Consider the following 26902-nt stretch of genomic DNA (forward strand, 5'->3'; position numbering starts at 1 on the left):
AACCGCCTCTACCGCCAATGGTTCGGCACGCACAGCAGCGGCCACCTCAAGCTCATTGCCAAGGCCGGTGTCACCAAGGCCCGGCAGGCCGATACTGCGCCTAGGGAAGGTCTGCAAAACTCTTGCGGTAAGCCCGCGCCCGCCACTGGGATGCAGCGCAAGGCGGATTTTGTGGTCAATAGCGGGGCTATTGACCACAAAAGCCAACGCCGCGATGCGCCCAGTGGCGGGATGCGGGCGGCGCAACGGGTTTTGCAGACCTTCCCTAGTGGCACACCGGCAGAGCCAGCCGCCCACGCCGAGCCGACCACCAAACCCAACCTGGAACACGCGGAAATCTACATCGAACGGCTGGACAAATGGGTGGAAGTGCGCTCGCGCTACCTGGACTGGGTGGATGGCCGACTCGCGCAGATGGTCATCGCCACCGACATCACCGCCCGCAAGCACACCGAGGAACTCGCAGCCCGCCAGGCCGAGCAGGTGCAGAATGTCAGCCGCCTCATCACCATGGGCGAGATGGCATCCAGCGTTGCGCACGAACTGAACCAGCCGCTGGCGGCCATCAGCAACTACACGAACGGCATGATTGCCCGCATCGAGAACCGCAGCATCAGCCTGGAAAACCTGTTGCCACCGCTGGAGAAAACCGCCCATCAGGCGGTGCGGGCTGGGCAGGTGATTCTGCGCATCCGCGAATTCGTCAAGCGCAGCGCGCCCAAGCGCGAACACTGCCATGCCACGCGCATCGTCACCGAAGCGGTGGAAATCGCCAGCATCGAACTGCGCCGACGCGACACAAGGCTGGACATCCACCTCGGCGACAACCTGCCCCCGCTGCTGGCCGATGCCATCCTGATCGAACAGGTGCTCATCAACCTGCTGAAAAACGCCGCCGAAGCCATGAGCACCGCACAGACACGCCAGCAGCAGCGGCAGATCACCCTCACTGCCAGTGCGCATGAGCACGGCATTGAGTTCGCCATTGCCGACCACGGGCCAGGCATTGCGGAAGACCAGATCGCCCACCTGTTCGATGCGTTCTACTCCACCAAGAGCGACGGCCTGGGCATCGGCCTGAACCTGTGCCGCAGTATCGTGGAATCCCATCAAGGGAAAATCCGGGTTCGCAACCTTTACAATGACGGGGTATTGACAGGCTGCGAATTCTCCTTCTGGCTTCCGGCCAGTTCCGAGGGAGCCGGCAGCGCACCGGCAACGCCCTGACATGGAACCGCCTTTCCCGCCACTATCCAAGAGACAAACCACACACCATGAACACTGATTCCAAAAAAGGCACTGTCTATATCGTCGATGACGACGAGGCCATCCGGGACTCCCTCCAATGGCTGCTCGAAGGCCGCCAGTTCCATGTACGCAGTTTCGACAGCGCGGAATCGTTCCTCCGACACTATGACCCCAAGGTCGTGGCCTGTCTCATCACCGACGTGCGCATGAACGGCATGTCCGGCCCGGAGTTGCAGGAAAAGCTCATCGAGCGCGGCTCACCCCTGCCCATTGCCATCATCACCGGCCACGGCGACGTGCCACTGGCCGTCAGCACCATGAAAAAGGGCGCGGTCGATTTCATCCAGAAGCCCTTCGAGGAAGCTGCCATCACCTCGCTGGTGACCCGGATGCTGGAACAGGCCGAAATCACCTTCAGCGGCCAGCAGGAAGCGGCCAACCGCGAAGCCCTGCTGGGTCGCCTGACGGCCCGTGAATCGCAGGTGCTGGAGCGCATCGTCGCCGGTCGCCTGAACAAGCAGATCGCCGACGACCTGAACATCAGCATCAAGACCGTGGAGGCCCACCGCGCCAACATCATGGAAAAACTCGATGCCAACACCGTGGCCGACTTGCTGAAAGTGGCATTGGGCAGCAGTGGCATGTCCGGCAAACCCGCCTGAGCCAAGTCTCCCGCAGCGTTCCTGTTTCCTTTCCCCACCCACCCCCGAAGGATCTCCCATGAACACCTACTTTTTTGAAAACAGCCGCCAGTTTCTGGAACGCCTGATTCAGGACGACCCCAGCAACACCTCGCTGGTGCAGGCCTACACGCGCCTGATCGAAAAGTATGCCGACCTGGAAATCTCCCAGTTCGAACAAAACACCAGCTTCAACAAAGATTTCAACAAGAACCAGACCGAAATCACCAAGAACCAGCAGACCACCCAGTCGGAAATCATCAAGAAGCAGGTGGAAAAAGGCGTGATGCCCGCCCAGAGCAGCCTGCAACAACTGGGACTCTGACCGCCCCGCATCCCTGCCTGCCACCCGAACGCGAACGGCCCGCAAAAAGAGCACCGTTCGGGTGGTTTTTCGCGTTCCTGCCCACTGCCTCACACCATGCCAGCCCAAATCATCGACGGCCTCGCGCTGTCCAAGAAACTCCGCCTCGCCATTGCAGACCAAGTGACCTCCCTGAAACAGCGGGGCATTCAGCCCGGTCTGGCCGTGGTGCTGGTGGGCGACAACCCCGCCTCGCAGGTGTATGTGCGCAACAAGATCAAGGCATGCGAGGATGCAGGCATCCACTCGGTGCTGGAGAAATACGAAGCCGACTTCAGCGAGGCCGATCTGCTGGCCCGCATCGAAGCCCTGAACCACGACCCCGCCATCCACGGCATCCTGGTGCAACTGCCCCTGCCCGCCCACATCAATGAGCAGAAGGTGCTGGAAGCCATCTCGGCGCAGAAAGACGTGGACGGCTTTCACGTCAGCAGTGCGGGCGCGCTGATGACCGGCCTGCCCGGCTTCTGGCCCTGCACCCCGCATGGCTGCCTGAAAATGCTCGACGACATTGGCTACGATCTGCGCGGCAAGCACGCCGTGGTGGTCGGGCGCAGCAACATCGTCGGCAAGCCAATGGCCCTGATGCTGCTCTCGCGCAGTGCCACCGTCACCATCTGCCACAGTGCCACGCAGAACCTGGCCGCCTTCACCCGCCAGGCCGATGTCATCGTCGCTGCCGTAGGCAAGCAAAACCTCATCACAGCCGACATGGTCAAGCCCGGCGCAATCGTCATCGATGTCGGCATGAACCGCAACGCCGAAGGCAAGCTCTGCGGCGACGTGGATTTTGATGGCGTGCGCGAAGTCGCAGGCTGGATTACCCCTGTGCCCGGCGGTGTCGGCCCCATGACCATCACCATGCTGCTGGACAACACCCTGCAATCGGCCGAACGCAGCGCGGCTGTACGGCAGACTGCGGCCTGAAAGCAGCCATGCTGCACATTCGCCCAGCACGGATGGCCGACCTGCCTGCCATCATGCGCATTCAGGCACAGTGCTATACGGCCATCGTGCCCGAATCGGCGGCCTCGATGGGCGCGAAAATCCAGGCCTCGCCCGACACCTGCCTGGTGGCCAGTGCAGGCACGGATGCCGATCTGTGCGCCTACTTCTTGGCAGTGCCGTGGCGATTCGACAGCCCGCCCAGTCTAGATCAGGCCCACTGCACCCTGCCTGCCGAACCCGATTGCCTGTACCTGCATGATCTGGCCGTCGCCCCCGCCCGCCGCAGCACCGGTGCAGGCCATGCGCTGGTACAAAAAATGTTGGCAGTCTTCCGTGACAGCCCATTCGACAAAGCCTGCCTGATTGCCATTCAGGGGGCACGCACCTACTGGCAAAAGCACGGCTTCGAGCCTGTTCTGCCTCTGGCCCCGGCCCTGCATCACCAGATCAGTGGCTATGGAGCAGATGCCCGCTACATGCAGCTACTGCGCCCCTGACCCAGCCTGCCACTGCCCCACGGCAGCCACCCGCGCAACATGAATCTGCTGGCCGATCTGTTCGCCCCGCAACCCCTGCCGGGCGGCTGCCGCCGCAACGTGTGCGGTATCGATGCCCTGGGCCTGCTGCAAGGCCGCTTGCAGCAAGGGCCGCTGGGGATAAGACTTGTCCTGCCAACCCAGCCTGCCGCGCACATCGCACTCACAGGCCCACAAAGCCAGCGCGAAACGCTCCGGCCGCCGGAACGCATCGCAACGCTCCAGCAACTGCACGATGGCCTCGGCATCCGTCTCCAGACTGCGGTGGATATTGGCATGCTCCAGAGCCACCAGACTGGCCAGGGAATGCACATCGGCAGGCACCTTGAGCCGTTGCGACACCTCGGCCTCCAGCAGATGGCTGCGCTGCTCGTGGCCGGTGTGGCGCGGCAGCACCTCAGCAGGCGTGTTGCCCTTGCCCAGATCGTGCAACAGGGCAGCATAGCGCACGGCCAGCGGAGCATCCAGTTGCACGGCCATGTCCAGCACCAGCATGGTGTGGATGCCCGCATCCACTTCCGGGTGGTAATCGGCACGCTGGGCCACCCCCCACAGACAATCCAGCTCGGGCAGCAGTACCTTCAGGGCACCGCAGGCACGCAACACATCCACCATGCGCGAGGGCCGCGCCTCCATCAGCCCGCGTGCCAGTTCCTGCCAGACCCGCTCCGGCACCAGATGATCCACCTCGCCCGCCTGCACCATCTCCTGCATCAGCAGCATGGTCTCGGCAGCCACCGAAAAGCCATCGAAACGCGCGGCAAAACGTGCCACGCGCAGAATCCGCACCGGGTCTTCGCGGAACGCCCCGGTGACGTGGCGCAGAACCCTGTCCTGCAAATCCTGCTGCCCCCGATACGGGTCGTGCAGCACCTCCTGCCCCTGTGCATCTGTGCCGATGGCCATGGCATTGATGGTCAGGTCGCGCCGCGCCAGGTCCTGCTCCAGCGTGACATCCGGGGCGGCATACACGGCAAAGCCCTTGTAACCGTGGCCGCTCTTGCGCTCGGTGCGCGCCAGGGCATATTCTTCGTGGGTCTGCGGATGCAGAAACACCGGAAAATCCTTGCCCACCGGCAAGAAGCCCTGCGCCAGCATCTGCTGCGGGCTGGCTCCCACCACCAGCCAGTCACGGTCGTGAACGGGAATACCCAGCAACTGGTCGCGCACCGCTCCGCCCACCTTGTAAATCTGCATTCCCTGTTCCTTTCCGTATTGGTTCACATCACCGGCCAGACCACCCCGTGGTTGTTCAGAATCGTCTCCAGCGGCACATCGTGCGGCTGCGGTTCAAAATCTTCAATGAATCCATCCGTATATCCCAGCCCGACCGTATAGGGCCGAGGTTGCAGATCGGCCAGCGTGCGATCATAAAAGCCCCCGCCATAGCCCAGCCGGTAGCCGCCTGCACCATAGCCCACGCACGGCACGAACAGCAAGGTCGGCTCCAGCAGTTCCGTATCCTTGGGTTTGGGGATACCATAGGCATCTTCTTCCATCGGACAACCCGGATACCATGCCTGAAAACGCAGTGTGCGATGCACCTTGTCCACTACCGGCAGGCCAATGCGGCGCAGTGCCGGCTCCTCCAGCAGTTCGCCATCTTCCTTCCAGCGATGCAGCGCGGGCAACGGGTCGAACTCGCCCTTGATCGGCCAGTACGCACCGATGACCGTCTCCGGGCGCGTCACCAGCCACATGCGCAGCACCTGCTGGAGCTGATCGTTCTTCTGCACGCGATCGGTCATATTGACCCGTTGATTCACAAGGAATTTTCGCAGGGCGGCTTTGTCCATCTCATAATCCTCTGTTATGCAACCGACCCACATTCTGACACCACTTTGCGCCGCGCTCGGCCTGACCGCCAGCCTGTTCTGTCTGCCCGCCCAGGCGCAGAATGCCCCCTCCACCGCCCAGGCCCAGCAAGCCCTGCTGAGCATGAAAACCGCCTTCGCCGCCAAGGATCGCGCCACCCTCACCCGCCTGCTGCCCAATGTGCGCGGCCACGCGCTGGAAGGTTGGGGAGCCTACTGGGAACTCACCGCCCGACTGCGCGATGCCCCGCGCCATGAAGTGGATGCCTTTCTCGCACAATGGCGCGGCACCTACTACGAAGACCGCCTGCGCAACGACTGGCTGCTGCTGCTGGGCGAACGCCGCGCCTGGTCGGAATTCAGCCACTACCTCAGCGGCTACCGCATGCACGACGACCCGCAGGTGCAGTGCTATAGCCTGCTGATCGACTGGGTGCAAGACAAGGCCCCTGCCGATGTCGGCGCACAAGTACGCGATCTCTGGCACAACCAGCGCAATGCCGACGATGGCTGCACGCATGCCGCCTCCGAGCTGTCGGCCGCTGGCATCATCAAGCAGGCCGACCTCTGGCAACGCGCCCGCATCGGGGCACACCACAACCGCCCCGCCGTGGTGCGCAGTGCCATCCTGCTGGCCGCGCCCGACTCCCTGCCCTTTGTCAATGACGCCATCGGCAAGCCCGCAGCCTTTCTGGCCCACCGCGACACCGCCACGAATCCCGCCCGCCGCGCACTCGTGCCACTGGCACTGACACGGCTGGCCAGCAGCGACTTCAGCCAGGCCGCCCAGCAACTGCGCAGCCAATGGGCGGCGCAGATGGACAGGGCCGATCAGGACTGGGTCTGGGGCAGCATTGGCCGCTGGGCGGCCATCCGTCGCTCCGACGATGCCATCAGCCACTTCCGCCAGGTGCGTGACGAACGCAACCTGCACGGCGAGCACCTGGAATGGAAAGTGCGCACCGCCCTGCGCCACGGCGACTGGGCGCAGGTCAGCCGCAGCATCCAGGCCATGCCGCCTGCCATGCAGCAAAACAGCACCTGGGTGTACTGGCAGGCCCGTGCCCTGCAAGCGGCCAGTGCCGATGCCAACGCCCAGCTCCAGGCCCGCAACCTCATGCAAAGCATTGCCGGAAACAGTGGCTACTATGAACAACTGGCCCAGCACTGGCTGGGCGGCAAAGTCAGCGTCATACCCGAACCCCCGCCACTGACCGCCGACGAAAAAGCCCGCGCCCGCACCAACCCCAGCCTGCAACGCGGCATTGCCGCCATCCAGAATGGCCTGCGCAGCGAAGGTGTGCGGGAATGGAACTACGCGATCAACCTGCACATTCCCGGCGGCATGAACGACCGCGACCTGCTCGCCGCTGCCGACCTCGCCTGCCAGCACCAGGTCTGGGATCGCTGCATCAACACCAGCGAACGCACCCGCACCACCACCAGCCTGGCACAGCGTTACCCCATGCCCTTCCGCGAAGCCGTGGTGCAACGCACCCGCAGCATCGACCTCGACCCGGCCTACGTCTATGGCCTGATCCGCCAGGAAAGCCGCTTCATCATGGATGCCCGCTCCGGCGTGGGGGCCTCTGGCTTGATGCAGGTCATGCCCGCCACCGCCAAATGGACGGCCAACAAAATCGGCATGACCGACTTCCGCCCCAGCGACATCAACCACAAGGAAACCAATATCGCCATTGGCACCGCCTACCTGAAGCTGGCACTCGATGAATTCTCCGGCTCCATGCCACTGGCCGCCGCCGCCTACAACGCCGGCCCCGGCAGACCCCGCGCCTGGCGCAACGGCCCGGAACTCGAAGCAGCCATCTGGGCGGAAAACATCCCGTTCAACGAAACCCGCGACTATGTGCAAAAGGTACTGGCCAACGCCACCGTGTACTCCGCCATCCTGACCGGCCAGCCCCAGTCACTGCCCAGCCGTCTGGGCCAGACCATCGGCCCACGCCAAAGCGGCGAACCCGTGGCCATTGCCGACCTGCCCTGATAAACCGTCAGACCATGGCCGTCAGTCACGGCCACCGGACCGGTGTTGGATGGCACTCGGTCTGGCGGGCGTTTTTCGGATGAGGCGCGCAGGCTTATTGGTTGCCTTCAGCCACTCCTCCAGCCGCTGTTCCGCCACCAACGCCCTGCGCTCCAGCACCCCACTCTGGGCAAGCTCTGCCTCCAGCCTGCCCTGTACCGTGGCCAGTTGCCCAATACCATCCTCGCGCTCACGCTGCAAACGTTCGGCCTGCTCGCGTGTCTTGGCCAACAAGGCTTCGGCATGGCGGGTTTCTTCCCGCGCCTCCGCAACCTGAAGCATCACATGCTTCCTGACCCCCTCCAGGCGTTCCGTAGCCTTGCCCATCTCGGTGCGGAACTCCCTCTCCTGCGCCACCATCGAAGCCTGAAGCGCGGCCAGTCGGACTTCCGCTGCCGCCCGCTCATCGGCAAGCTGCCGCCGCGCCTCGGCCTGTGCCTGAACCAACTGCTGCTCCAGAGTCTGCTGGCGTGATTGCGCCATCTCCAGATTGCCTTGCAACTGAAGCAACTCCTCCCGCAGCCGCTCACCAACCACCTTCTGCGCCTGCCATTGCGCCTCCAGCCCAGCCCCTCGGTCGCGCTCACTCGCTAAAGCCGACTCCAGCGTTTGCGCCTGCTGCACCGCAGCGTCGCGTTCCGCTTCGATGTTCTCCCGCTGCTGCTCGAAGGTTTTTTCACCCTCCTTCACGGCCAGCGTCCACAACGAAGTCATGGCCTGAACAATCACCGGCGGAATCCCGCTGTGCAGTGCGTGGAATTTGGCCTGCTCGCCTTTCCACAGCTTTAGCTCGTCATTGATGGTCGTGCGACTGCCTTGCCGAATCTCGGCATGAATCAAATCCACCGTCAGCTCATGCGGACTACGCCCTTCTGCCACCAGATTGGCAGCAGCCTCGCGTGTGCGCATACGTGTATCACTGGTACGCCCCATATCTGCATCCTTTAAAAATATCATATACATAAGTATAACGTTATTTCTATAACGATTTATCCATAAAATTTATGATAATTTTGATAATCGAAAAATTTTTACCTGAACGTTGGCAAAATGGCTCGATGTTGTGTCACTGCCCCTGAGTTGCATCAGGGAAAGCAGCCTCATGTTGGAATTGCCCCAATACCGACCGAAATACTGGGGAAGGAGCGCGCATGGCTGCGATTGCAGCAGCTCTCAGCCCCGTATCAAGTACGGGGCTGACTTTGTTGATACAGCATCCGGTTGCAAGGCCAGTCTTGGCCACCGGGGGCGATTGCCAGCCTCGTCTCTGGAGCCGGATCAAGTGTTTGAGAAGGTGAGCATTTCAACCGCCCTTGCCCCTCAACCTACCGTCATTCCGGCGCAGGCCGGAATCCAGTAACCCCCTGTGCGATTGGGCAATAGCGGTGTTTTTTCAATGTCGTCACTGGATTCCGGCCTGCGCCGGAATGACGAGGCCGGGTAAGTTCACAAAATGTGGGAATGCAACTGAAAATACACAAGCGACGCAGCAAGAATCAATAAAGATCAATTCGATACCGACACACTTATGTGTAATAGCTTCTCTCAAAGAGGTACTTGTATTCGGAATTTATTCAGATTGACCAATTGTCAGCTGCACTTCGACACGCCGATTTCTTGCATCAGCTGGATCAATTCCTGCCAACGGGCTGGAGTCTCCATAACCAGCGACGATGATGCGACGGGCAGTATCCGAGTCAAGGTTGCCAATCAATGCTTTTCTTGCTTCCCTTGCACGAGCAGCAGATAGTGTGTAATTGTCGTCATACACAGTGCAAAACCTGACAATGTCCGTCACAGGATGTCTGACCGGAAGGTTGTCGGTATGGCCTTCAATAAATATTTTGGAATAGCGATTACCTTCCAAAAAACTCTCTACTTTTCCTGCACGCCATCACTAGCTCAAGAACTGGATGCCAGTGCAGTTCAGGTTCAGCGTATCTTTGCTGGTTTGGTAGTCTCTCTTGTATTTGCTGCTCTTTTTGTGTATGTACTGAAGTTTAGCGCATTCCAGTCAATACCCTTGACCAGACCCAGCGTTTGGTCAAAGGCCATGACATGGATTCTTTATGGTATCGATAATTATGTAAATTACAACTTTTTTACAAAATTTAAAATGTTATGAATTGATAATTTTTTGCAAATCTTCACAACATTTTTGATTTAATTCGCAAAAATCCTTCCAGGAAATATCTTGTTGATAATGCATCACATACTGTAAATCCACTCGACAAACATCTGGTCGTTCCTCATAAATTAGGCATAATTCAGTTTTCCTATCAAGATTTCGACAAACTCCATCACCATCATCAAGCCATGCAGTCAAAGATGATTGTGCTACACTGCGACAACATGCACCACAGCATGTACATTGAAAAGACGGATTAAATTTCAATAACTTTGACATCTGGATCATTAATACTATTGATTAGCTGCATAGTTTGTACCATTGGGTTTATTTTTGTTTGTTCTACAAGCATATTTAATGCAGCATTGATTTGCATTTCATTTCCATTGACAAAACCATCGTTCAATAAGGAAAAGTATTTATCAAAATTTCTTTCTCTTTCTTTAAAAGTCTCTTTTATCATCATTTGCAATATAGCCGCCTGCTCTCTTATTGCTGATAACTTAACATCTCGATTCGCTGCAATCTGCTCTCTGCGAGTAATCTCCACTTCACGTGTATTCTGATAATCCTGCCACGCAGTAACCAGAGATCCAAAGCCATCTGCATAATTCAAAACAGCACTTGTTTTAGATAAATTTGCAGAAACAAGATTTTCTGTTGCTTTCACAGAATGAACCACCAAATCTTTTTTAGACATAAAATTTTCCTTTCAAAAAAATCCTATCTGAATTTATTATTCAGATAGGATCATGAAAATCATCCCTCGTATTCAATTAGCCCAGAGGTTACAATATTTAGCTTGCTTTTCAAATTTTTTACAGCACTTCCATCAGATTCGAGAATGGGCGTATCCAATACTTCTTTCAAAGCCTTGCCAACAACCAGCATTCTTTCAAATGCTTCATCCCAGCCGCACTCTACCTCTGGCTTACACTTATCAAACACATTGGCCAATTTAATAATAGTTCGCTCCATCTCTCCTGTATTAGTCTGCAAGCCTTGGAGGGCGATTTTCATGATATCAATTTTTGCAATGGCCTCATCTGCTTGTGATTCATATTCCCTGGCTTTCGTCAAAGCCTCTTCTGCTTTAGATGCTATAACAAATCCCGTAATCGCAATAGCAGGCCCAGCTACAACTCCCCCCAGTACAGCAGTCCCTCCTGCCATTCCCAGCCCTCCAGCAGACAACGCACCACCTCCAAGCCATGCTAATGTAGCATTGCTAGCTGCAACACCGCTCAAACTCGCAATTGCCGTTCCAGTTGAAGCTGTCGCAAGCATACCTACAGAACCATACGCGCCCAAACCCATCAGAGCACCACTTACAGTACCCGATGCAAGGCCTTTCTCAATGGCCAAACTGCCGATTACCATTTTTTCCATTTTCGGCAAATCAAGCTTTTCAATTATTTGCTCAAATCCTTTCAAGGATGATTTTGCAGCTTTTCTTTTCTTGATTTGATCAATCAAATATTTAATTTGATCCGCAAATACATTTGCCTTCAACTCCCCAAGGTCTGATAATTTTTTATTCGATCTTTCTCTTTCAATATTCAACTCTTTTAATGCTTTTTCATGGCGATTCTTTGCAGAATTACCTATAGATTCAGCTTTATCAAAATTCTCTTTGGCATCAAATCCTTTCTTGACGCCGTAAGCCCCAGCAACTAAAGAGGCTCCTCCGAGAATGAGAGGAATAAGAGGTAATGGCATGAAAATACTCCTTTGAAAAATTATCGAAAAAACAAGAATTCCACTTTAAATACTAGCGGAAAACATCTCCTTCAGCCTTGTCGCCATAAAGGTGCTTCTGGCGAAGTACGGCAACTTGAATCACTGCTGGAATGGTGACACGATAAGCGGCTCCAGAAAGGTCAATTGCAGTCCAAGCCCCAGTGATAGCCCATCCAATAGGCCCAGTAAGAAGTTATATAAACTCACTTTTCCTCCCACCTCCCCAACGCCTGCCGCAAACGCTCCATCAGCAGTTCGTGCCATTCCACGGGCTGGACGATGCGGACGTTGGGTAGCCAGTACTGCACCACGGGCAGCAACTGATTGGGGTGGTTGATGGCGGTGCTGACCCACAGCGAGCCGTCGGTTTCGGCGTTTTGCCTCTGTTGGGGCAGCAGCGGGCGGCGGGTGAAGTAATGCGCCACTTCGGGGGTCACGCGCAGCAGCACTTCGGTGGTTTTGGGGGTAAACCACACGTCGTCCTTGCTGTTGATGTAGGCGTGGTGCTGGGGGTCGGGAGTGAAGCGGCTGGCTTCGTCCACTTCCAGTGCGGTGATGAGGGCGACGCTGAAGTTCTTGAGCAGCCCGCCTTCGAGTGCGGTCAGGTACCAGATGCCGTTTTTGTGGATGAGCCGGTAGGGCTGGGCGTGGCGCGGTTTGTCCTTGTAGCCAAAACGGCATTCATGTCGGTGTTCGATGGCGGCTTGCAGTTCGGCAAAGGCGTTGCTGTGTTCGCCCAGGTCTTCGTGCGGTACGGGCTGTACCTGGGTGGCGCGGCGCGGCTGGGGGGTGTCGAGTTGCTCCAGCAGGTAGCGCAGGCTGGTGTCAGGGAACAGGTGTTCGGTGCCTGCCATGCGGGCATAGCCATGCAGGAATTTGGTCGGAACCGTGCTGCGAGAACTGTTCAACAGTTGCCACTGGCCTTCGGCATTGCGCTCAATGATGCCACACAGGCGTTCGCCCAGGTCGCGCTCGATGGTGCGCACATCCACCTGGAATTGGCGCGCCAACTGGTGCTTGTCGATGTTGTCGCCCTGGTGCAGCAGGGCCAGGATGTGCGAGAGCCGCTGGGCCAGTTTTTCTCCTCTGGAAGTGGATGAAGAATCGGAAGGTTTTGTCATGAAGCAGTCAGTGAAATGGGTTGAATGGGGTCGATCAGCCGACTATAGACAATGCTTCCGACAGGTTTTGTCGTGGTATGGATGGATTCAGAAAAATTTGTACCAAATTGATTGTATGCGCAATTTGCAGCATATATACGGAATTTCCGACAAGCCCTGTCGCACCATTTCTGTATGGGCGATATGGTCGATCAGGCACTGGGGCAGGCGTTGCGCAAGCTGCGCACGGAACGCGGCTGGAGTCAGTCGGAATTGGCCCTGCGCGTTCAGATGGATCGCAATTATTTGTCGTTGATCGAGCTGGGTCGAAACAGCCCGAGTGTGCGGATGCTGGTGCGGCTGTGCATGGCTCTGGATGTACGCGCCACCGATGTGATGGCCGATGTGGAACGACGGCTGGAGGCGCAGAGGCTGTTTTGAATGCGATTGGCGGCAGTGGCCGCACACCGTACCTCCCATTTTGGAATGCAGTTCTACAATAGCCGCTGTGTTCCGATTCCCCATCCCTGCCACACGAGGAGGCCACATCCATGCCGCACCCGTCACACACACCTTTTGTTCCGTTCTTCCACTTTCGCTCACGCTGGCTGGCTGCTTCGGCGGCCTTGGCTTTGAGTCTGTCACTGTCAGGCTGCAATGTGCTGGAAAACCCCGATATGGTGACCGCCGGAGCCGGTCTGGTTCGCGCCGCAACACTGACGCAGACGGAAGTGGCGGTGCTGTCAGCGCAGTCGTGTGAAGCGATGGATGCACAAAGCCAGGTGCTGCCCAGCAACAGTGCCTATGGCCAGCGGCTGCAACGGCTGGTGACGCAGTTTCCCCGCGATGTGAATGGACAGGCATTGCAATATCGGGTGTACCAGAACAAGGAGCCGAATGCCTGGGCGATGGCCAATGGCTGTGTGCGGGTGTATTCCGGGTTGATGGATTTGATGAATGACGATGAGCTGCGCGGGGTGGTCGGTCATGAGATCGGCCACGTTGCATTGGGGCATTCCACCGCACGGATGCGCACGGTGTATGCCACTTCGGCGGCACGGCAGGCGATTGCAGCCAGCGGTAGTTCAGTAGCGGCGGCACTGTCGCAGTCGATGGCGGGCGATCTGGCGGAGACGTTCATCAATGCACAGTTCTCCCAGGTGCAGGAGACGGCTGCCGACAACTATGCCTACGATCTGCTGACTCAATTGCAGTTGAACCGCCAGGGTCTGGTGACGGGCTTCCAGAAGCTGTCGGCCCTCAGCGGAGGCGGTAGTGGTCTGCCTTTCCTGAGCAGCCACCCACCTTCGGGCAAACGTGCACAGAACATCCAGAACCGGCTCAACCAGGAGCGGTGAACGGCTCAGATACGCGCGTTCACTTTCAAGTCGCCCTGGCGTATCCAACCCCAACGGCGCAGTACCGCAGCAAATAACAACGTCAGGGCCGCTGGCAACAGAAAGTGCAGCAGGCCGATGGAGAGCCAGACTTCGCGCCCATCCCCCATGGCTGCCAGTGTGCCCACCTGCCCGACGAAGCCGCTGGTTCCCATGCCGGAGCCGGTGGGAATGTTCTGCATGCCAAAGCCCAGCGTGGCCACCGGCCCCAGGATGGCCGCAGCCAGTGTGGGTGGAATCCAGATGCGTGGGTTGCGCACAATATTGGGCAGTTGCAGCATGCTGGTTCCCAGGCCTTGACTGAGCAGGCCCGACAGGCCGTTCTCGCGGAAGCTCATGACGGCAAAGCCGATCATCTGGCAGGCACAACCGACGGTGGCGGCTCCACCGGCCAACCCGCCCAGGTTGAGCGAGATGGCCAGTGCCGCGCTGGAAGTGGGGCCGGTGAGAATCATGCCCATGACGACGGCCAGAATCACGCTCATCAGCAATGGCTGCAAGCCCATCGCCCATTGAATGGTCTGGCCCGTGATTTCAAATACACTGCCAATCAGTGGTGATAGCCACTGTGCCACCAGAAAGCCGCTGACCAGTGCCGTGGCCGGGGTGAGGATGATGTCGATGGGCGTGGTCTTGCTCACCAGTTTGCTCATTTCGGTGGCCACGGCTACGGCCACAAAGCAGCCCACCGGGCCGCCCAGCTTCGCGCCCATCGCTCCAATGGCGGCACTGGCGAAGATGACGATGGGCGGTGCCTTCAGGCCATAAGCCACCCCCACGCCGATGGCCGCGCCCATGCTGCCCTGTGCCATGGCTCCGGCCTCGATCAGCCACGGTGCATCGACCCAACCGCCCACAGTTTTGAGAATCAGGCCAATCACCAGGGAGCCAAACAGCCCCAGCGTCATGTAGTTCAGGGCTTCGATGCCGTAGCGGCGCAACGAAAATTCAATGTCGCGTTTTTTCAGGAAGGTCTGAAGGGACATGGCCGTGCCTCTGGATAAAAACAAAGAATGCGAATGGGAATATACCACCAGCATCGATACTTTTAATCAAAATGAGCATTTCATGCGCAGCAACACCCCCGAAGCTCGCGGTGCATCAGATGGATCAAATGGTCTTGATCGTCTGCATCTGCGATTTGCGGGCCATGCTCAATGCGGCGGCCAGCAGCGCGAAAGCCGTGGCAATGGCAAAGCTCCAGGGGGAACCCAGGGCACTGCTGGTGGGCGGAAAGAGTGCGAATATGCCAGCAGCCAGAGCTGCCCCCAGGGATTGCCCTGTGAGCCGTGCCCCGCTGAGCATTCCACCTGCCGCGCCAGCACGGTGTGCCGGTGCGCTGGTGACAATAGTGTGATTGTTGGGCGACTGGAACAGCGCGAACCCGACACCACACAAGGCAAGCCGCCAGGCCATGTTCCAGAAACTCACCTGTGCAGGCATCAGTGCCAGCATCAGCAAGCCCAGCGCGAACAGCACCATGCCAATGCCGCCCAGGGTCGCGCTGGAGTAGCGGCCAATCAGGCGACCGGAAATGGGGGCGGTCGCCACGCTGGCCAGTGGCCAGACACTGACCAGAATGCCCGCCTCCAGCGCGCCACGCTCCAGAATCACCAGCAGCAGGAATGGCAGGGCGATGAAGCCCATCATCTGCGCGGCAAAGGCTGTGAGGGAACTGCCTACCGACAGCGCAAACACCGGGATGCGCAGCAAATCCAGCGGCAGCAGTGGTTCGTGTAGACTGCGCTGGCGGCGCACATACACGATTCCGACCACCGTGCCGACCAGCATCAGCAGCCCCGGTGTGAGCCAGTGCGCCCCCATGCCCTGCACCGCCACTTCTTCGGCCAGCACCTTGAAGCCCCAGAACAGCAGGGCAAACATGCTGATGTTCAGCAGTACGTCCAGCCAGCGCACGGTTTCGTGGGGCTGGGGTGGTGGATCAGGCGGCAGAAAGCGCAGCCCCAGCCAGACCACCAGCACCGACAATGGAATGGTGATGCCAAACAGCCAGTGCCAAGAAAAAACCGAGAGCATCAGCGCGGCAAACGATGGCCCGGCCACGGCAGCCGTCCCCACCACCAGGGCATTGAGTGAGATGCCGCGCCCCAACTGGCTGAGCGGATAGGTGCGCCGCAGCAGCACGGTGTTGGCTGTCATCACCGCCGCCGAAAAAGCACCCTGAAGCGTGCGCCCCAGCACCAGCATCCAGAGGCTTTCTGCCAGCACACACAGGATCGCCGCCGTCCCAAAAGCGGCAATGCCCCACAGGTACAGCCGCTTGTGCCCCAGCCGGTCGCCCAGCGAGGCTGCGGGCAGCAACAGACACAGTACGGCAATCTGGTAGCTGCTGATGAGCCAGATGATGGAGGATTCGGCAATGCCCAGATCGCGCGCAATCGTGGGCAATGCCATCGTGATGAGGGAGCCATCCAGCACCACCATGCCCAGTGCCAGCAGAATCACCAGCACAGACCAGAAACGCTGTGGGGCAGGAAGCCCACCCTCGTTGCAAGCCTCGCTCCCAGAAGGCCGTGATGCAAGGGCGACGGTTTTCGTCAGATGGCTGGACAGGTCGTCTGGCATGGATTCAGTCGAATTTCACCCGTGGATCGACCCAGACATAGCACAGGTCGCTGATGAGCTTGGTCAGCAGCCCTATCAGGGTGAACAGGTAGAGGGTTCCCAGCACCACCGGATAATCACGCCGGATGATGCTCTCGTAGCCCAGCAGTCCCAGGCCATCGAGTGTGAACAGGGTTTCGATGAGCAGCGCACCCGCAAAGAACGCGCCGATGAAAGCAGCCGGAAAGCCCGTGACAATCGGAATGAGCGCGTTGCGGAATACATGCTTCCACAGCACCTGCCGCTGGCTCAAGCCCTTGGCATGGGCGGTGAGCACATACTGCTTGCGGATTTCCTCCAGCACGGCGTTCTTCGTCAGCAGCGTGGTGACGGCAAAACTGCCCGCCACCATCGAGGCCACCGGCAACGTGATGTGCCAGAGGTAATCCAGTATTTTCTGGCCCAGCGGCATTTCGCTCCAGCCCGGCGATACCAGTCCGCGCAACGGAAACCACTCCAGCTGCCCGCCCAGCAGTACCAGCAGGGCCACTCCCAGCACAAAGCCCGGCACCGCATAACCGGCCAGCACCAGCAGGCTGGAGAGCAGATCGAAGCGGGTTCCCGCCCGCACCGCCTTGGCCACACCCAGTGGAATGGCAATCGCGTAGCTGATGAAAAACGTCCACAGCCCCAGGCTGATGGATACAGGCAGTTTTTCCTTGATGAGTTCCCACACCGCCTTGTTGTGCATGAAGCTGTCGCCCAGGTCGAAGCGGGCAAAACCCGTCAGCATGTTCCAGAAACGCACATGGGCGGGCTGGTCGAAACCATACAGTGCCTTGATGGTTTCCAGCCGCTGCGCATCGATGCCTTCATGCCCCCGGTAGCTAAGCCCTGCCCCATCCACCCCCCCCAGCCCGGCACGCGATTCGGCCAGGTACTGCTCCACTGGCCCGCCAGGCACAAACTGCACAATCGTGAAGGTAATCAGCAGCACCCCTAACAGGGTCGGCAGCATCAATGCGAGGCGTTTGAGGATGTAGCTGAACATCTTTGCATCATACCGTCGATGCCGTAATTTTGCTGGGCATGGGAATGGGGTTGCCAAGGCGACCTCGCCATGTCCAAAGCATCCGGCACGGGCAGGAAACTCACAGACTGGCGGCCTATGGTCAGCGAAGAATCCATCTGTGGCAAGAAATCATCGTATATTCCGGCCAGCACCAGCACGATGGTGTGCAGGTTCCATCACCGTTGATCGGAAAGCGCGACACCCCCCGTCCTTGAGGGCGGGGAAGGAAAGCGCGGAACCCGCAGGGTTCGGGTGTTAAACTGACATAGCGGCTACCAGGGAACGCTGTCGGCTTCTCAATGACGGTCATGTGAATGTCCCGCAAGGGCTACGGCAGGGCATGCCGGATGTAAAGCCTGTGGAGAGGACGTAAGTCATGCCAAGCCTGCAAAGGCAAGGCGCGCAGCCTCGGTGAAGCAGGAACCCGCCGAAGCGACTCAACCCAGCCAGGTGCTGGTGTGAGCACCGTAGGAATCCCCTGACTTTAGGCAGGGGAGGATGTCAAGACGGTATGGCATGAGCATGATCGTGCCACAGTGTGCTTTTCTTACAACCTTCTGGAGATCATGATGGGAATTCTCAACTTTATCAAAGGTGCGGGTGAAAAACTGTTCGGTGGCAGCGAAGCGCAGGCTGCCCCCCCCGCCAGCGACGCACCCACAGCCGCTGCATCGGCCCCGGTGCCATCCCAGGAAGAACGCAATGCCAAGGCCGCGACCGCCATTGCCGCGTTCATCCAGACACAGGGGCTGAACCTGCCCAGCCTCCAGGTGACGTTCGATGGAGCTACCAGCACCGTCATCCTCGAAGGCGTGGCCGAAACCCAGGGAGATGCGGAAAAAGCCGCACTGTCTGCCGGCAACATCGCCAACGTCACGGCGGTGGAAAACCGCCTGAGCGTCAATCGCCCCGAACCGGAAGCCCAATACCACGATGTGGCCAAAGGTGAAACCCTCTCGGCCATCGCTAAGAAATACTACGGCAATGCCAACGAATATCCACGAATCTTCGAGGCCAACCGCCCTCTGCTGAGCCATCCAGACAAGATTTATCCCGGTCAGAAACTGCGTATCCCGGCTCAGTAACGTGATCTGACGCGCCCATGCGACAGCCTCTGCAAGCGCAGCATTTGCAGAGGCTGATTGCATTGGGCACCGTGCCACAACGCACAACATCAAGCCATTGTTTTTGCGAGAGCATCGCAGCGATTGAAAGAAAAAACCACGAGAAAAATAGGATTTAACCCTATAGACTACTAATAAGAAAAATTCGTATTTATAATCCAGCAATCATCAACCAGCCAGCCACGTATTGAGCCACGCCAATGATTGTTTGTGTATGCCACCGTGTTTCCGATCGCGAAATCGTTCGCCATGCACATGCAGGCATGAATTTCGACGAAATCCAGTTTGAACTCGGGGTTGCCACCCAATGCGGCAACTGTGAAAGCTGTGTACACGAAATCATGAGGCAATGCAGTCCCATGCAGCCCATGGCTGCACTGCACCATGAAAGCCATCGTTGCTCAAACCAGCCTGCCACCGGTTCTACAGGAGTGACTTCATGGAACTTGTCGCAACGCTCGTCGCCAGCCTGATGTTGGTTCTCGGATCCACCTGGTGGGTACTGCGTAAATAAATACATTCCCCTGTCTACCTGGTTGCTTGCGACTGGGGCAACAGGCTACCTTTTCTTCATGTCGTCTTCGTCATACTATCCCCTTGAGCCCGACACCTCGCTGCACCGCACGGTTTCTGCCGTTGGTGCGGTTGTGCTCCTGCACGTTGCCAGCCTGTGGGCGGTTCAGTACGCCATGGACAATCGTCCCGTCAAGGAAGAGGTGGAACCAGCCGTCTTGCTGACCGAGCTGATTTTTTCCAGTGCTGAAGCCGAAGAGCCTGCTGCGGCCCCTGCGCCTCCGGCACCGCCTGCTCCGCCCCCCCCACCGCCGCCACCGGAACCCAAGCCACAGCCCAAGCCCAAGCCTGCGCCCCCCAAACCGAAGCCCAAGCCACAACCCAAGCCCATCGAGCGTCCAGCCCCCATCACCGAGCGCACCCCGATTGTGGCTCCCGAACCACCACCAGAACCTGTCAAGCCGCCTCCAGAGCCAGCTGCACCCGCTCCGGCTCCAACACCGGTTGCCTCGCCCGTGACAGGCCCTGCCTCCAGCACATCCACGTCGGCCACCAGTTCTTCGGCTTCAACGTCCAGCAGCAGTGCCAGCCAAGGCTCCAGCAGCAGCACATCGTCATCTGGCTCCAGCGAAGTGGTGCGCGCAGCGTCGAACAGCCGTGCAGCCCTGAACAATCCCCGCATCCCCTACCCGCCCATCAGTCGGCGGATGCGCGAGGAAGGGTTGGTCACGCTCCGGGTTCTCGTCGGGGCCAATGGTGCCGCCAAGGACGTCCAGATCAAAACCTCCAGTGGCTATGCCCGCCTGGACAATGCGGCCCGCGACGCGGCCCTGCGCTCCTGGCGGTTCACCCCCAGCAAACGCGGTGGCGTACCGTTTGACGACTGGTACGACATCCCCGTTCGCTTCAAACTGACCGACTGATCTTGCCACCTTCATCCCGCCCCCATGCACCGTCCATCCGGCATTTGCATGGTTCGGCATCAGACAATGTTTTTGTATTCAATATCTTGAGGAGTTTTCATGGGTTCTGAATTTGGAATCTTGGGTGCCTGGAATCAGGCCGACAGCATAGGCCGCACCGTAGCCATCCTGCTATTGCTGATGTCCATCGCCACCTGGATCGTCATCATCATCAAAACTCTGAGCCTGATGCGCTACAAGCGCATGGTCAAACCATCCAAGGACTTCTGGCACAGCGAAAGCCTGGAGTCTGGCATCCAGAAACTGGGCCACAGTGCCGACAACCCGTTCCTGCTGCTGACCCTGGAAGGGCGCGAGGCCGTTGCGCACCACCGCAACACCCAGGAGCACCTGCACGACAGCCTGGACATCAGCGACTGGATCACACGCAACCTGCGCTATCGCATCGACGGCTTCACCGCACGCCTGCAATCGGGGCTGTCGATTCTCGCCACCGTTGGCTCCATTGCGCCATTCGTCGGCCTGTTCGGCACGGTCTGGGGCATCATCCACGCGCTGCTGGCCATTGGCGCATCCGGTCAGGCATCCATGGACACCGTGGCAGGCCCGATTGGCGAAGCCCTGGTGATGACCGCTGCGGGCCTGGCAGTGGCCATTCCTGCCGTGGTGGGCTACAACGCGCTGATTCGTGGCAACAAATCCCTGCTGCTGCACGTCAATAGCTTCGCCCATGACCTGCATGCCTACTATGTCACTGGCGCGCGCGTCAGCCACAACGCAAAACCGTCCAAGGAATTGCCGCAAAAGAAAGGCTGATGCACCATGGCATTCTCAAATATGGAGGAACAGGGCGACGTCATGAGCGAGATCAACATGGTTCCGCTCATCGACATCATGCTGGTGCTGCTGATTATCTTCATCATCACCGTGCCCGTCATCAAGCATGCCGTGAACGTCGATCTGCCCCAGGTCAGCACGGAAAAGGAAAAAGTGGAGCCAGAGACTATCAGCCTGAGCATTGCATCCAATGGCGATTACTTCCTGGATACCACCCTGATCGCCGATACCGATCTGGAATTGAAACTGACGGAAGAAGCAAAAAAAGAGCCGCAGCCCAGCCTCCACATCAGTGGCGACAAAAACGTGCGTTATGAGCGTGTCGCCCTGGCCATGGCCATGGCACAGCGCACTGGCCTGAGCAAGATCGGCTTCGTCACCGAACCCGAAACCGCTGGGGGCGACAGCAGCACAGCAGCCGAAGGCGGATCTCGCCATGGCAGACGTGGTGGCGGTCCTGAAGAAGAGGGTCGTTCTGGCAGGCGCGGTGGTGGCCCTGAAGAGGACGGTCGCCGTGGCGGTGGTGGCGAGCACCGGGGTGGTATGCAGCCCAGTGCTGCTGCAAATTAAGCCGCCGCTCGGCCTGCCCCATTCAGGCAGCCTTACCCCAAAGAGAACCCCGCCATCCCTGGTTTACTGAAGCCAGGGATGGCGGGGTTCTCTTTAATATTGGCCTGTCTGCCGCAGTGCTTGCGCCACCTCCGTCACCAGCACCGGGCCTCGATACACCAAACCGGAATAAATCTGTACCACATTGGCACCGGCCTGGATTTTTTCCAGCGCATCCTCGGCATCCAGAATGCCGCCTGCGCCAATGATCGGATAGTGCGGCCCCAGATATTCCCGCAGACTGCGAATCACGGCATTGCTGGCCTCGCGCACCGGCGCACCACTCACGCCCCCCTGCTCCTGACCATGCGCAAAATCCTTCACCCGCTCATGGTTGATGGTGGTATTGGTGGCAATCACGCCATCAATCGCATGGCGCAGCAGGGTTGCCGCAATCACGCGAATCTGCTCTGCCTCCAGATCGGGGGCAATCTTCAGAAAAATCGGCTTGTTCGGATGGTGGGCATTCAATCGGCGACGCGCCTGGGCCACAGCATCGAGCAAGGCATCCAGAGCCTCGTCAGACTGCAAGGCCCGCAGATTCTTGGTATTGGGTGAACTGATGTTGATGGTGATGTAGTCCGCATGCGGATACACGCCTTCCAGGCAGGCCACATAGTCACTGGCAGCATTTTCAATGGGAGTGACCGCGTTCTTGCCGATATTCAGCCCCAGCAAAATCCCCTTGCCACTTCCCTGCTCCCGGCGAATTCTGGCATTTTGCACATTGTGCAGAAATGCCGGCAAACCGTGGTTGTTGAAACCCATGCGGTTGATGACCGCACTGGCCTCGGGGATACGGAACATGCGCGGTTTCTCATTGCCGGGCTGCGGCAGGGGAGTCACCGTACCCACCTCGATGAACCCGAACCCCATGGCTGCGAGGCCATCGATGCAAGCAGCGTTCTTGTCCAGCCCCGCCGCCAAACCCACCCGGTTGGGAAAGCGCAAACCGGCCAACTCTACAGGGTCGTCCACACGCGGCTGTGCATACAGTTTCTTCAACACCTGCCCCTGTTGGGTGCGTTGCAGCCAGTCCAACGTCCGCTCATGTGCGGTTTCCGCCTCCATGGCAAACAAAAAAGGGCGAATCAACGGATAAAGGTTCATGGACATGGTGATAATCCCAACATACCGCCGATGCCGGTGCGGCCTGCATGGTGCATGGTGACATGCCCCAATGGCTGCAAGGCCAGACCAACCCGGCTTTCTTGACTGAAAAACTCGTAAAACTCCGTTATTGTCATGGATCAGGACGCTCTGAAAAAACTCGTAGGCCGCGCCGCGCTGGATTTTGTCGAACCCCACAGTGTGGTCGGCGTGGGAACCGGCTCCACCGTGAACAAGTTCATCGAAGCCCTGGCCGAAGCCCGCCTGCCACTGCGGGGAGCCGTCTCCAGCTCCGTGGCCAGCACCCGCCTGCTGCAACAGGCTGGCATCACCGTGCTGGAACCCCACGAGGTGACGAAACTGGGCGTGTACATCGATGGAGCCGATGAAATCGATCCCCAGGGCTGCATGCTCAAAGGCGGTGGCGGTGCCCTCACCCGCGAGAAAATCGTGGCCGATCTGGCCGAACAATTCGTTTGCATTGCCGACCAGAGCAAGCAGGTGGAAACCCTGGGAGCCTTTCCACTGCCGGTCGAAATCATCCCGATGGCAGCCGCACAACTGGCACGTCGCTTCGATGCCATGGGCGGTCAGGCACGCCTGCGCCACGCCGCCGATGGTCGCGCCATCAGCACCGACAACGGCATGCACATTCTGGATGTACGCGGCCTGCAAATCACCGATCCGCTGGCACTGGAGCGCGAAATCTCGGCCTGGCCCGGCGTGGTCACCGTCGGCATCTTCGCACGCAACAAGGCACAGGTTTGCCTGCTGGGCACAGGAACCGGTGTGCAGACCTTGCGCTTCTGAAGTCATGAAAAAATGCTTTATCCAGGATTTTTAAAATCCTGGATAAAAACCGGTATATAATTTCATCTTTCGGCGTGTAGCGCAGCCAGGTAGCGCACTTGCATGGGGTGCAAGGGGTCGCGAGTTCGAATCCCGCCACGCCGACCAATACAGCAACGGCTTGCAGTTCACAAGACTGCAAGCCGTTTTGCGTTGTGTGCTTACTCCCTCACGGACAGGGGCCGCTACCCCAGCACTCCACATGGACCTGCGCCTCATCCCATGGCCAATTCCAGCCCACGGCCTGATGGGCAGCTTGCACTGTGACCACCGCTCTTACACTGCGCGCAACATCCGCTGCACAGAAAATCTGCTTCGCCTTCAACAGCCATGCAGCCATGTCGCCCTCGTGGCCTTGCGCTGTGGCGTTTTCCCATGCGTGAACAAGCAATACCAGCGTGCGGGCTGGGAGGGATTTCAGCAGGGGTTGCACGGCGGCGAGGGCATCGGCGGTGGCCGCATCATCCTGGGTTTCGGTTGCACGCAGTTGGGTGCGGATGGCTGCGAGCGGGCCAGCGATGGCGGGCTGCTGCTGGGCCAGTTGTCGCAGCATTTCGTGGGTGATGGCGCGTGGTGCGCCGCCTCGCAGGGCACTGCGCTGCAAATCCAGCAGAATGCACAGAGTCTGCCCCTGGGGCTGGGCCAGCAACTGGCGGTGCAGCAGGCCCAGTGGCACGGTCAGGTCGGGACGACTGGAATCGGCGACCCATAACAGGTTCAGCGTACCGGATGCAGTGGATACAGCGGTCGCAAGGGCAAAATTCTGCATTTTTTGCAGCAGTTCGTCGGCAGGGGCATGGGCAGCATTGGCCAGCAGGGCCTGTTGTTCGTGGTACTGGCGACCGTGTTCCACGGCCTCCTTGAGGCGGTCGAGCACCTGCGGGCGGGCACTCCAGGCAGGCAGTTGCACCGGGGCCTGAAGCAGCAACTGCATGGTCTGAAACAGTGCCAGCAAGGCATCGGCAGGGGTATCGGGGCTGGGTCGGCCTGCCAGAATGCCGCGCAACGCCGAGTCGGGCCTTGCTGCCAGCAGGCGTTGCATGGCATGTGCCAGCCAGTCTCCCTTGCTGGACACTTGGGTAGCCAGCCGCCTTCTGCGCAACAGTCCCGGAGGCGGCAAATGCCCCAGAAACAGCAGGCGCGCTTCAGGGCGCAGCGTCCAGAGCCACTGGTCTTCGTGGGGCTGTTCCACACTCAGGCGTGCGGCTTCGGCCAGCATGGCGGGGTTCTGGGCAAGTTCGGGGATTTCCAGCGGATGAAATACCCCGCACAGGGCCAGTGTCAATCCCAGATCGGGTGTCAGTTCTGCCATTGCGGTACCACCTTGGCATGCACGGCCTGCAGGAGTTGTGAGAGCCGCCCCAGCAGCGTCAGCGGGGAGGCAGGAACGTGGCTGGTGGCCAGTCCACCCCAGTCTCCGTGCCAAGGCAGGCTTTGCGCCAGCGACAGGGCCAGTTGGGCATGGCGCGTCACTTCTTCCATCGGCACCCCAATGCGGTGTTCGGTGAACAGTGCGCACAGGCTGTCCACCAGTTCTTGCAGGCTGATGCTGTCGGCAGCAGGCAGGGTTTCAAGCTGTACACGGTCGGGGTCGATGCCGATGGGCTGTTGCCGCAGGCCAATGAGCACGATGCGCAGGCAAGGCATCTGGGGGGCGGCGGCATAGAGGGCATCGAGCAGCTCCCGTGCATCGGTCTGCGGAATGTCAATGTGTTCGAGGTCGTCCAGCACCAGCCAGAGTTGCCGCTGCATGGGGTGCAGGTGGGTGTGCAACAGGGTCTGGAACTGCGGCAGAAACTGGGTGTGGAGCCAGGCGGCCAGGCTGGTATCGGTGGGTCTGCCGGCAGGCAGGGTGGCAATGGCAGCAGGCGGGACACCGGCATGGGTGAGTATTTCGACGGCCAGTTGGTGCGCGCTGGTGGGCAGCGTGCGCGCCGACAGCGGCACCAGTGCCACACGGTCGCGGGCCATGCAGGCGCGGATGATCTGGCAGGAAAAGCTCTTGCCACTGCCCGTGCCGCCGCGTATGACGAGAATGGGGCGTTCGGCATTCTGCACCATGTGCAGCACGCGCTGCTGGGTGGCACGACGGCCAATGACGAGACGGCCATCCAGCGGGTCGAGCCGCCAGAGCCAGTCGTGCGCAGGCTGGACCTGATCGATGTCCGGTGCGACGGCCACGATACGGTGCAGAAAGGTGGCACAGTTGCGACGCAGTGTGCCTGCGGCATCCCGTTCCGCGCCATAGTGCAAAGCCAGAGGCTTGAGCCTGTGATCGAGACACAGGCCGCCCGAGGAGCCGGTGGCCGTGGGGGCATGGTGCTCCATATAGGGCGAACCGGCAGCGAAAGCCCGGCTGCCGGTGCCAAAGCCGACATGCTGTTCGGCATCGGCAGGGTGCTGCACCACGAAGGTGATGTCGCGTTCATGGTGGATGGAACCGGTATCGCGCAGGTCGTACCAGCCCCGCCTGCGCCCCGGTGCATTCAACAGCCGCAGGGCACAGAAATCCAGCGGCACTTCGGCGGCAAACGGATTGGGGGTGTCACGGTAGGGGTCATGGGCCGACAACGCATCCGGGCGCATGGGGCTATAGGCCACCAGCCAGTCATCCACCGCCTGGCAGGTCTCCTTGCCCGCCCCAAGCCCGTGCTCGAAATGGCAGGAGATGCGCCGGGCAGTGTCGGGCAGTGCCCGGCCCGTCTGGGGGTCGATGAGCGACTGGATGACGTGAAAATTGGTCAGGACGGTTTGCGGGCCAATCAGAAACCCGGTGCCTCTGGCCACACCGCGCTCGGTCGCCACCTGAATCAGGCACAGGCGGCTGCGCGCCAGCATCAGCCCGGCAGAGAGATCGCTCATCCGAATCCAGTCCGGCATGTCCTGGCTCCAGGCCTCCAGCGTGAGGGTCTGGCCCTGTGGTGCGCGGGTAGCAGGAGTGGCAGCCAGTTGGCGGGGACGCGCTGCCCGCAGACACGCCTCCATGTCCAGCCCTCCCATGGCCAGCAAGCCGTGGAGCAATGGCTCCAGAAAACCCGTCTCCTCGGCATATTGGAAGGCGCGCTCCAGTGCCTGTTCCTGATTGTCGGCCCCCAGTGCCAGCAGCTTGAAATCCACATACTGCACGGCACGGATTCCGCCTGCCAGCGGGTCGAACACGGCGGCAAAGGCCGGGCGGGCTGCCGTGACATGGCGTGCCAGCAACGGTGCCGCGTTCTGGAGTGCCCCCGCCACCGAAAATCCTGTGGAAGGCATCGGAGCATGGGCCGGGGTAGGGATGGTGGGAGGCATTACAGGGGCT

Annotated in this window: 27 protein-coding genes, 1 tRNA gene and 1 pseudogene; 16 read left to right on the plus strand and 13 right to left on the minus strand. The window is 59.4% G+C overall.

Annotation, left to right across the window (positions count from 1 at the left end; all coding sequences use genetic code 11):
- From BUE21_RS05210 to BUE21_RS05230, 5 genes are all read left to right on the plus strand, one after another.
- A partial coding sequence (locus BUE21_RS05210; RefSeq protein WP_143164432.1) for a sensor histidine kinase occupies window positions 1-1227 on the plus strand: 1227 nt, incomplete at its 5' end.
- 47 nt (window positions 1228-1274) lie between these two features.
- Entirely contained in the window at window positions 1275-1910 is a 636-nt protein-coding gene (locus tag BUE21_RS05215; protein ID WP_073355419.1) for a response regulator transcription factor, read from the plus strand.
- Between the two features lie 58 nt (window positions 1911-1968).
- Window positions 1969-2253, plus strand: a complete 285-nt coding sequence (locus BUE21_RS05220) for a hypothetical protein (protein ID WP_073355421.1) — start codon at window positions 1969-1971, stop codon at window positions 2251-2253.
- A gap of 96 nt (window positions 2254-2349) precedes the next feature.
- Window positions 2350-3219: a bifunctional methylenetetrahydrofolate dehydrogenase/methenyltetrahydrofolate cyclohydrolase FolD gene (gene folD, locus BUE21_RS05225; protein ID WP_073355423.1), complete on the plus strand. Its 870-nt coding sequence runs from the start codon at window positions 2350-2352 to the stop codon at window positions 3217-3219.
- An 8-nt stretch (window positions 3220-3227) separates the two neighbouring features.
- The gene (locus tag BUE21_RS05230; RefSeq protein ID WP_073355425.1) at window positions 3228-3737 is read left to right on the plus strand and encodes a GNAT family N-acetyltransferase; all 510 of its coding nucleotides are present in this window, start codon (window positions 3228-3230) and stop codon (window positions 3735-3737) included.
- Here BUE21_RS05230 and BUE21_RS05235 read toward each other — a convergent pair.
- Window positions 3723-4973: a multifunctional CCA addition/repair protein gene (locus BUE21_RS05235; protein WP_073355511.1), complete on the minus strand. Its 1251-nt coding sequence runs from the start codon at window positions 4971-4973 to the stop codon at window positions 3723-3725. The two genes, BUE21_RS05230 and BUE21_RS05235, sit on opposite strands and share 15 nt — an antisense overlap.
- Window positions 4974-4996: 23 nt before the next feature.
- Window positions 4997-5572: a 5-formyltetrahydrofolate cyclo-ligase gene (locus tag BUE21_RS05240; RefSeq protein WP_073355427.1), complete on the minus strand. Its 576-nt coding sequence runs from the start codon at window positions 5570-5572 to the stop codon at window positions 4997-4999.
- A gap of 16 nt (window positions 5573-5588) precedes the next feature.
- Here BUE21_RS05240 and BUE21_RS05245 point away from each other — a divergent pair, with 16 nt between their 5' ends.
- A complete protein-coding gene (locus tag BUE21_RS05245; protein ID WP_073355430.1) occupies window positions 5589-7595 on the plus strand; it encodes a lytic transglycosylase domain-containing protein in 2007 nt (668 codons plus the stop codon).
- Between the two features lie 21 nt (window positions 7596-7616).
- Here the strand turns inward: BUE21_RS05245 and BUE21_RS05250 are convergent, their stop codons facing one another.
- Window positions 7617-8543, minus strand: a complete 927-nt coding sequence (locus tag BUE21_RS05250) for a DNA-binding protein (RefSeq protein ID WP_159435802.1) — start codon at window positions 8541-8543, stop codon at window positions 7617-7619.
- Window positions 8544-9204: 661 nt separating this feature from the next.
- Window positions 9205-9501, minus strand: coding sequence for an OmpA family protein (locus BUE21_RS05255; protein ID WP_084522887.1), 297 nt, complete (start codon window positions 9499-9501; stop codon window positions 9205-9207).
- Between BUE21_RS05255 and BUE21_RS14795 the strand changes: the two genes are divergently transcribed.
- Window positions 9460-9759, plus strand: a complete 300-nt coding sequence (locus BUE21_RS14795) for a hypothetical protein (RefSeq protein ID WP_200796692.1) — start codon at window positions 9460-9462, stop codon at window positions 9757-9759. The genes BUE21_RS05255 and BUE21_RS14795 overlap by 42 nt on opposite strands.
- A 259-nt stretch (window positions 9760-10018) precedes the next feature.
- Here the strand turns inward: BUE21_RS14795 and BUE21_RS14415 are convergent, their stop codons facing one another.
- The 3 genes from BUE21_RS14415 to BUE21_RS05270 all read right to left on the minus strand — a co-directional run bounded on the left by BUE21_RS14415 (window position 10019) and on the right by BUE21_RS05270 (window position 12623).
- Complete coding sequence (locus tag BUE21_RS14415; protein ID WP_143164429.1) at window positions 10019-10462, minus strand: hypothetical protein; 444 nt, start codon at window positions 10460-10462, stop codon at window positions 10019-10021.
- 59 nt (window positions 10463-10521) lie between these two features.
- Window positions 10522-11481 carry a hypothetical protein gene (locus BUE21_RS05265; protein WP_073355432.1) on the minus strand — a complete coding sequence of 320 codons (960 nt, stop codon included), beginning with the start codon at window positions 11479-11481 and terminating at the stop codon, window positions 10522-10524.
- 224 nt (window positions 11482-11705) lie between these two features.
- Window positions 11706-12623, minus strand: coding sequence for a helix-turn-helix transcriptional regulator (locus BUE21_RS05270; protein WP_073355434.1), 918 nt, complete (start codon window positions 12621-12623; stop codon window positions 11706-11708).
- Window positions 12624-12797: 174 nt separating this feature from the next.
- Here BUE21_RS05270 and BUE21_RS05275 point away from each other — a divergent pair, with 174 nt between their 5' ends.
- Complete coding sequence (locus BUE21_RS05275) at window positions 12798-13043, plus strand: helix-turn-helix domain-containing protein (protein ID WP_073355436.1); 246 nt, start codon at window positions 12798-12800, stop codon at window positions 13041-13043.
- A 110-nt stretch (window positions 13044-13153) separates the two neighbouring features.
- Window positions 13154-13960, plus strand: coding sequence for a M48 family metalloprotease (locus tag BUE21_RS05280; RefSeq protein WP_084522889.1), 807 nt, complete (start codon window positions 13154-13156; stop codon window positions 13958-13960).
- Window positions 13961-13965: 5 nt separating this feature from the next.
- Here the strand turns inward: BUE21_RS05280 and BUE21_RS05285 are convergent, their stop codons facing one another.
- The 3 genes from BUE21_RS05285 to BUE21_RS05295 all read right to left on the minus strand — a co-directional run bounded on the left by BUE21_RS05285 (window position 13966) and on the right by BUE21_RS05295 (window position 17615).
- On the minus strand, window positions 13966-14985 hold the full coding sequence (locus tag BUE21_RS05285) for a PTS sugar transporter subunit IIC (protein WP_073355438.1): 1020 nt from the start codon (window positions 14983-14985) through the stop codon (window positions 13966-13968).
- Between the two features lie 124 nt (window positions 14986-15109).
- On the minus strand, window positions 15110-16585 hold the full coding sequence (locus BUE21_RS05290) for an MFS transporter (protein WP_073355441.1): 1476 nt from the start codon (window positions 16583-16585) through the stop codon (window positions 15110-15112).
- Window positions 16586-16589: 4 nt separating this feature from the next.
- A complete protein-coding gene (locus tag BUE21_RS05295) occupies window positions 16590-17615 on the minus strand; it encodes an ABC transporter permease subunit (protein ID WP_073355444.1) in 1026 nt (341 codons plus the stop codon).
- A 590-nt stretch (window positions 17616-18205) separates the two neighbouring features.
- On the opposite strand from BUE21_RS05295, the gene lysM reads away from it, so the two are divergent.
- The 5 genes and pseudogenes from lysM to BUE21_RS05320 all read left to right on the plus strand — a co-directional run.
- Window positions 18206-18721: a peptidoglycan-binding protein LysM gene (gene lysM / locus BUE21_RS05300; RefSeq protein ID WP_073355523.1), complete on the plus strand. Its 516-nt coding sequence runs from the start codon at window positions 18206-18208 to the stop codon at window positions 18719-18721.
- 239 nt (window positions 18722-18960) lie between these two features.
- Window positions 18961-19233 carry a (2Fe-2S)-binding protein gene (locus BUE21_RS05305; RefSeq protein ID WP_073355445.1) on the plus strand — a complete coding sequence of 91 codons (273 nt, stop codon included), beginning with the start codon at window positions 18961-18963 and terminating at the stop codon, window positions 19231-19233.
- A 99-nt stretch (window positions 19234-19332) separates the two neighbouring features.
- On the plus strand, window positions 19333-20196 hold the full coding sequence (locus tag BUE21_RS05310; RefSeq protein WP_084522891.1) for an energy transducer TonB: 864 nt from the start codon (window positions 19333-19335) through the stop codon (window positions 20194-20196).
- Between the two features lie 99 nt (window positions 20197-20295).
- On the plus strand, window positions 20296-21012 hold the full coding sequence (locus BUE21_RS05315; protein ID WP_073355448.1) for a MotA/TolQ/ExbB proton channel family protein: 717 nt from the start codon (window positions 20296-20298) through the stop codon (window positions 21010-21012).
- A 6-nt stretch (window positions 21013-21018) separates the two neighbouring features.
- Window positions 21019-21423, plus strand: a pseudogene (locus BUE21_RS05320) (ExbD/TolR family protein); the annotation flags it as partial.
- A 273-nt stretch (window positions 21424-21696) separates the two neighbouring features.
- Here the strand turns inward: BUE21_RS05320 and BUE21_RS05325 are convergent.
- A complete protein-coding gene (locus tag BUE21_RS05325) occupies window positions 21697-22758 on the minus strand; it encodes a quinone-dependent dihydroorotate dehydrogenase (RefSeq protein ID WP_073355454.1) in 1062 nt (353 codons plus the stop codon).
- Between the two features lie 129 nt (window positions 22759-22887).
- On the opposite strand from BUE21_RS05325, the gene rpiA reads away from it, so the two are divergent.
- On the plus strand, window positions 22888-23562 hold the full coding sequence (gene rpiA / locus BUE21_RS05330; protein ID WP_073355456.1) for a ribose-5-phosphate isomerase RpiA: 675 nt from the start codon (window positions 22888-22890) through the stop codon (window positions 23560-23562).
- Window positions 23563-23632: 70 nt separating this feature from the next.
- Window positions 23633-23709 (plus strand) — tRNA-Pro (locus BUE21_RS05335).
- Window positions 23710-23770: 61 nt separating this feature from the next.
- Here BUE21_RS05335 and BUE21_RS05340 read toward each other — a convergent pair.
- Together BUE21_RS05340 and BUE21_RS05345 are read right to left on the minus strand one after the other, a co-directional pair.
- The gene (locus tag BUE21_RS05340; protein WP_073355458.1) at window positions 23771-24913 is read right to left on the minus strand and encodes a hypothetical protein; all 1143 of its coding nucleotides are present in this window, start codon (window positions 24911-24913) and stop codon (window positions 23771-23773) included.
- Window positions 24901-26892 (minus strand): serine protease, encoded by a 1992-nt coding sequence (locus BUE21_RS05345; protein ID WP_084522895.1) that lies wholly within the window; start codon window positions 26890-26892, stop codon window positions 24901-24903. Before BUE21_RS05345 ends, BUE21_RS05340 begins: the two co-directional genes overlap by 13 nt.
- Window positions 26893-26902 lie beyond the last annotated feature (10 nt).

Source organism: Lampropedia hyalina DSM 16112 (genome assembly GCF_900129055.1).
GTDB lineage: Bacteria > Pseudomonadota > Gammaproteobacteria > Burkholderiales > Burkholderiaceae_C > Lampropedia > Lampropedia hyalina.

What these genes read in the sequence shown, in the direction of transcription:
- BUE21_RS05215 (WP_073355419.1), top strand. Translation starts at nt 1,275, where the DNA reads ATGAACACTGATTCCAAAAAAGGCACTGTCTATATCGTCGATGACGAC.
- BUE21_RS05220 (WP_073355421.1), top strand. Translation starts at nt 1,969, where the DNA reads ATGAACACCTACTTTTTTGAAAACAGCCGCCAGTTTCTGGAACGCCTG.
- folD (WP_073355423.1), top strand. Translation starts at nt 2,350, where the DNA reads ATGCCAGCCCAAATCATCGACGGCCTCGCGCTGTCCAAGAAACTCCGC.
- BUE21_RS05230 (WP_073355425.1), top strand. Translation starts at nt 3,228, where the DNA reads ATGCTGCACATTCGCCCAGCACGGATGGCCGACCTGCCTGCCATCATG.
- BUE21_RS05235 (WP_073355511.1), bottom strand. Translation starts at nt 4,973, where the DNA reads ATGCAGATTTACAAGGTGGGCGGAGCGGTGCGCGACCAGTTGCTGGGT.
- BUE21_RS05240 (WP_073355427.1), bottom strand. Translation starts at nt 5,572, where the DNA reads ATGGACAAAGCCGCCCTGCGAAAATTCCTTGTGAATCAACGGGTCAAT.
- BUE21_RS05245 (WP_073355430.1), top strand. Translation starts at nt 5,589, where the DNA reads ATGCAACCGACCCACATTCTGACACCACTTTGCGCCGCGCTCGGCCTG.
- BUE21_RS05250 (WP_159435802.1), bottom strand. Translation starts at nt 8,543, where the DNA reads ATGCGCACACGCGAGGCTGCTGCCAATCTGGTGGCAGAAGGGCGTAGT.
- BUE21_RS14795 (WP_200796692.1), top strand. Translation starts at nt 9,460, where the DNA reads ATGGCCTTCAATAAATATTTTGGAATAGCGATTACCTTCCAAAAAACT.
- BUE21_RS14415 (WP_143164429.1), bottom strand. Translation starts at nt 10,462, where the DNA reads ATGTCTAAAAAAGATTTGGTGGTTCATTCTGTGAAAGCAACAGAAAAT.
- BUE21_RS05265 (WP_073355432.1), bottom strand. Translation starts at nt 11,481, where the DNA reads ATGCCATTACCTCTTATTCCTCTCATTCTCGGAGGAGCCTCTTTAGTT.
- BUE21_RS05270 (WP_073355434.1), bottom strand. Translation starts at nt 12,623, where the DNA reads ATGACAAAACCTTCCGATTCTTCATCCACTTCCAGAGGAGAAAAACTG.
- BUE21_RS05275 (WP_073355436.1), top strand. Translation starts at nt 12,798, where the DNA reads ATGGGCGATATGGTCGATCAGGCACTGGGGCAGGCGTTGCGCAAGCTG.
- BUE21_RS05280 (WP_084522889.1), top strand. Translation starts at nt 13,154, where the DNA reads ATGCCGCACCCGTCACACACACCTTTTGTTCCGTTCTTCCACTTTCGC.
- BUE21_RS05285 (WP_073355438.1), bottom strand. Translation starts at nt 14,985, where the DNA reads ATGTCCCTTCAGACCTTCCTGAAAAAACGCGACATTGAATTTTCGTTG.
- BUE21_RS05290 (WP_073355441.1), bottom strand. Translation starts at nt 16,585, where the DNA reads ATGCCAGACGACCTGTCCAGCCATCTGACGAAAACCGTCGCCCTTGCA.
- BUE21_RS05295 (WP_073355444.1), bottom strand. Translation starts at nt 17,615, where the DNA reads ATGTTCAGCTACATCCTCAAACGCCTCGCATTGATGCTGCCGACCCTG.
- lysM (WP_073355523.1), top strand. Translation starts at nt 18,206, where the DNA reads ATGGGAATTCTCAACTTTATCAAAGGTGCGGGTGAAAAACTGTTCGGT.
- BUE21_RS05305 (WP_073355445.1), top strand. Translation starts at nt 18,961, where the DNA reads ATGATTGTTTGTGTATGCCACCGTGTTTCCGATCGCGAAATCGTTCGC.
- BUE21_RS05310 (WP_084522891.1), top strand. Translation starts at nt 19,333, where the DNA reads ATGTCGTCTTCGTCATACTATCCCCTTGAGCCCGACACCTCGCTGCAC.
- BUE21_RS05315 (WP_073355448.1), top strand. Translation starts at nt 20,296, where the DNA reads ATGGGTTCTGAATTTGGAATCTTGGGTGCCTGGAATCAGGCCGACAGC.
- BUE21_RS05325 (WP_073355454.1), bottom strand. Translation starts at nt 22,758, where the DNA reads ATGTCCATGAACCTTTATCCGTTGATTCGCCCTTTTTTGTTTGCCATG.
- rpiA (WP_073355456.1), top strand. Translation starts at nt 22,888, where the DNA reads ATGGATCAGGACGCTCTGAAAAAACTCGTAGGCCGCGCCGCGCTGGAT.
- BUE21_RS05340 (WP_073355458.1), bottom strand. Translation starts at nt 24,913, where the DNA reads ATGGCAGAACTGACACCCGATCTGGGATTGACACTGGCCCTGTGCGGG.
- BUE21_RS05345 (WP_084522895.1), bottom strand. Translation starts at nt 26,892, where the DNA reads ATGCCTCCCACCATCCCTACCCCGGCCCATGCTCCGATGCCTTCCACA.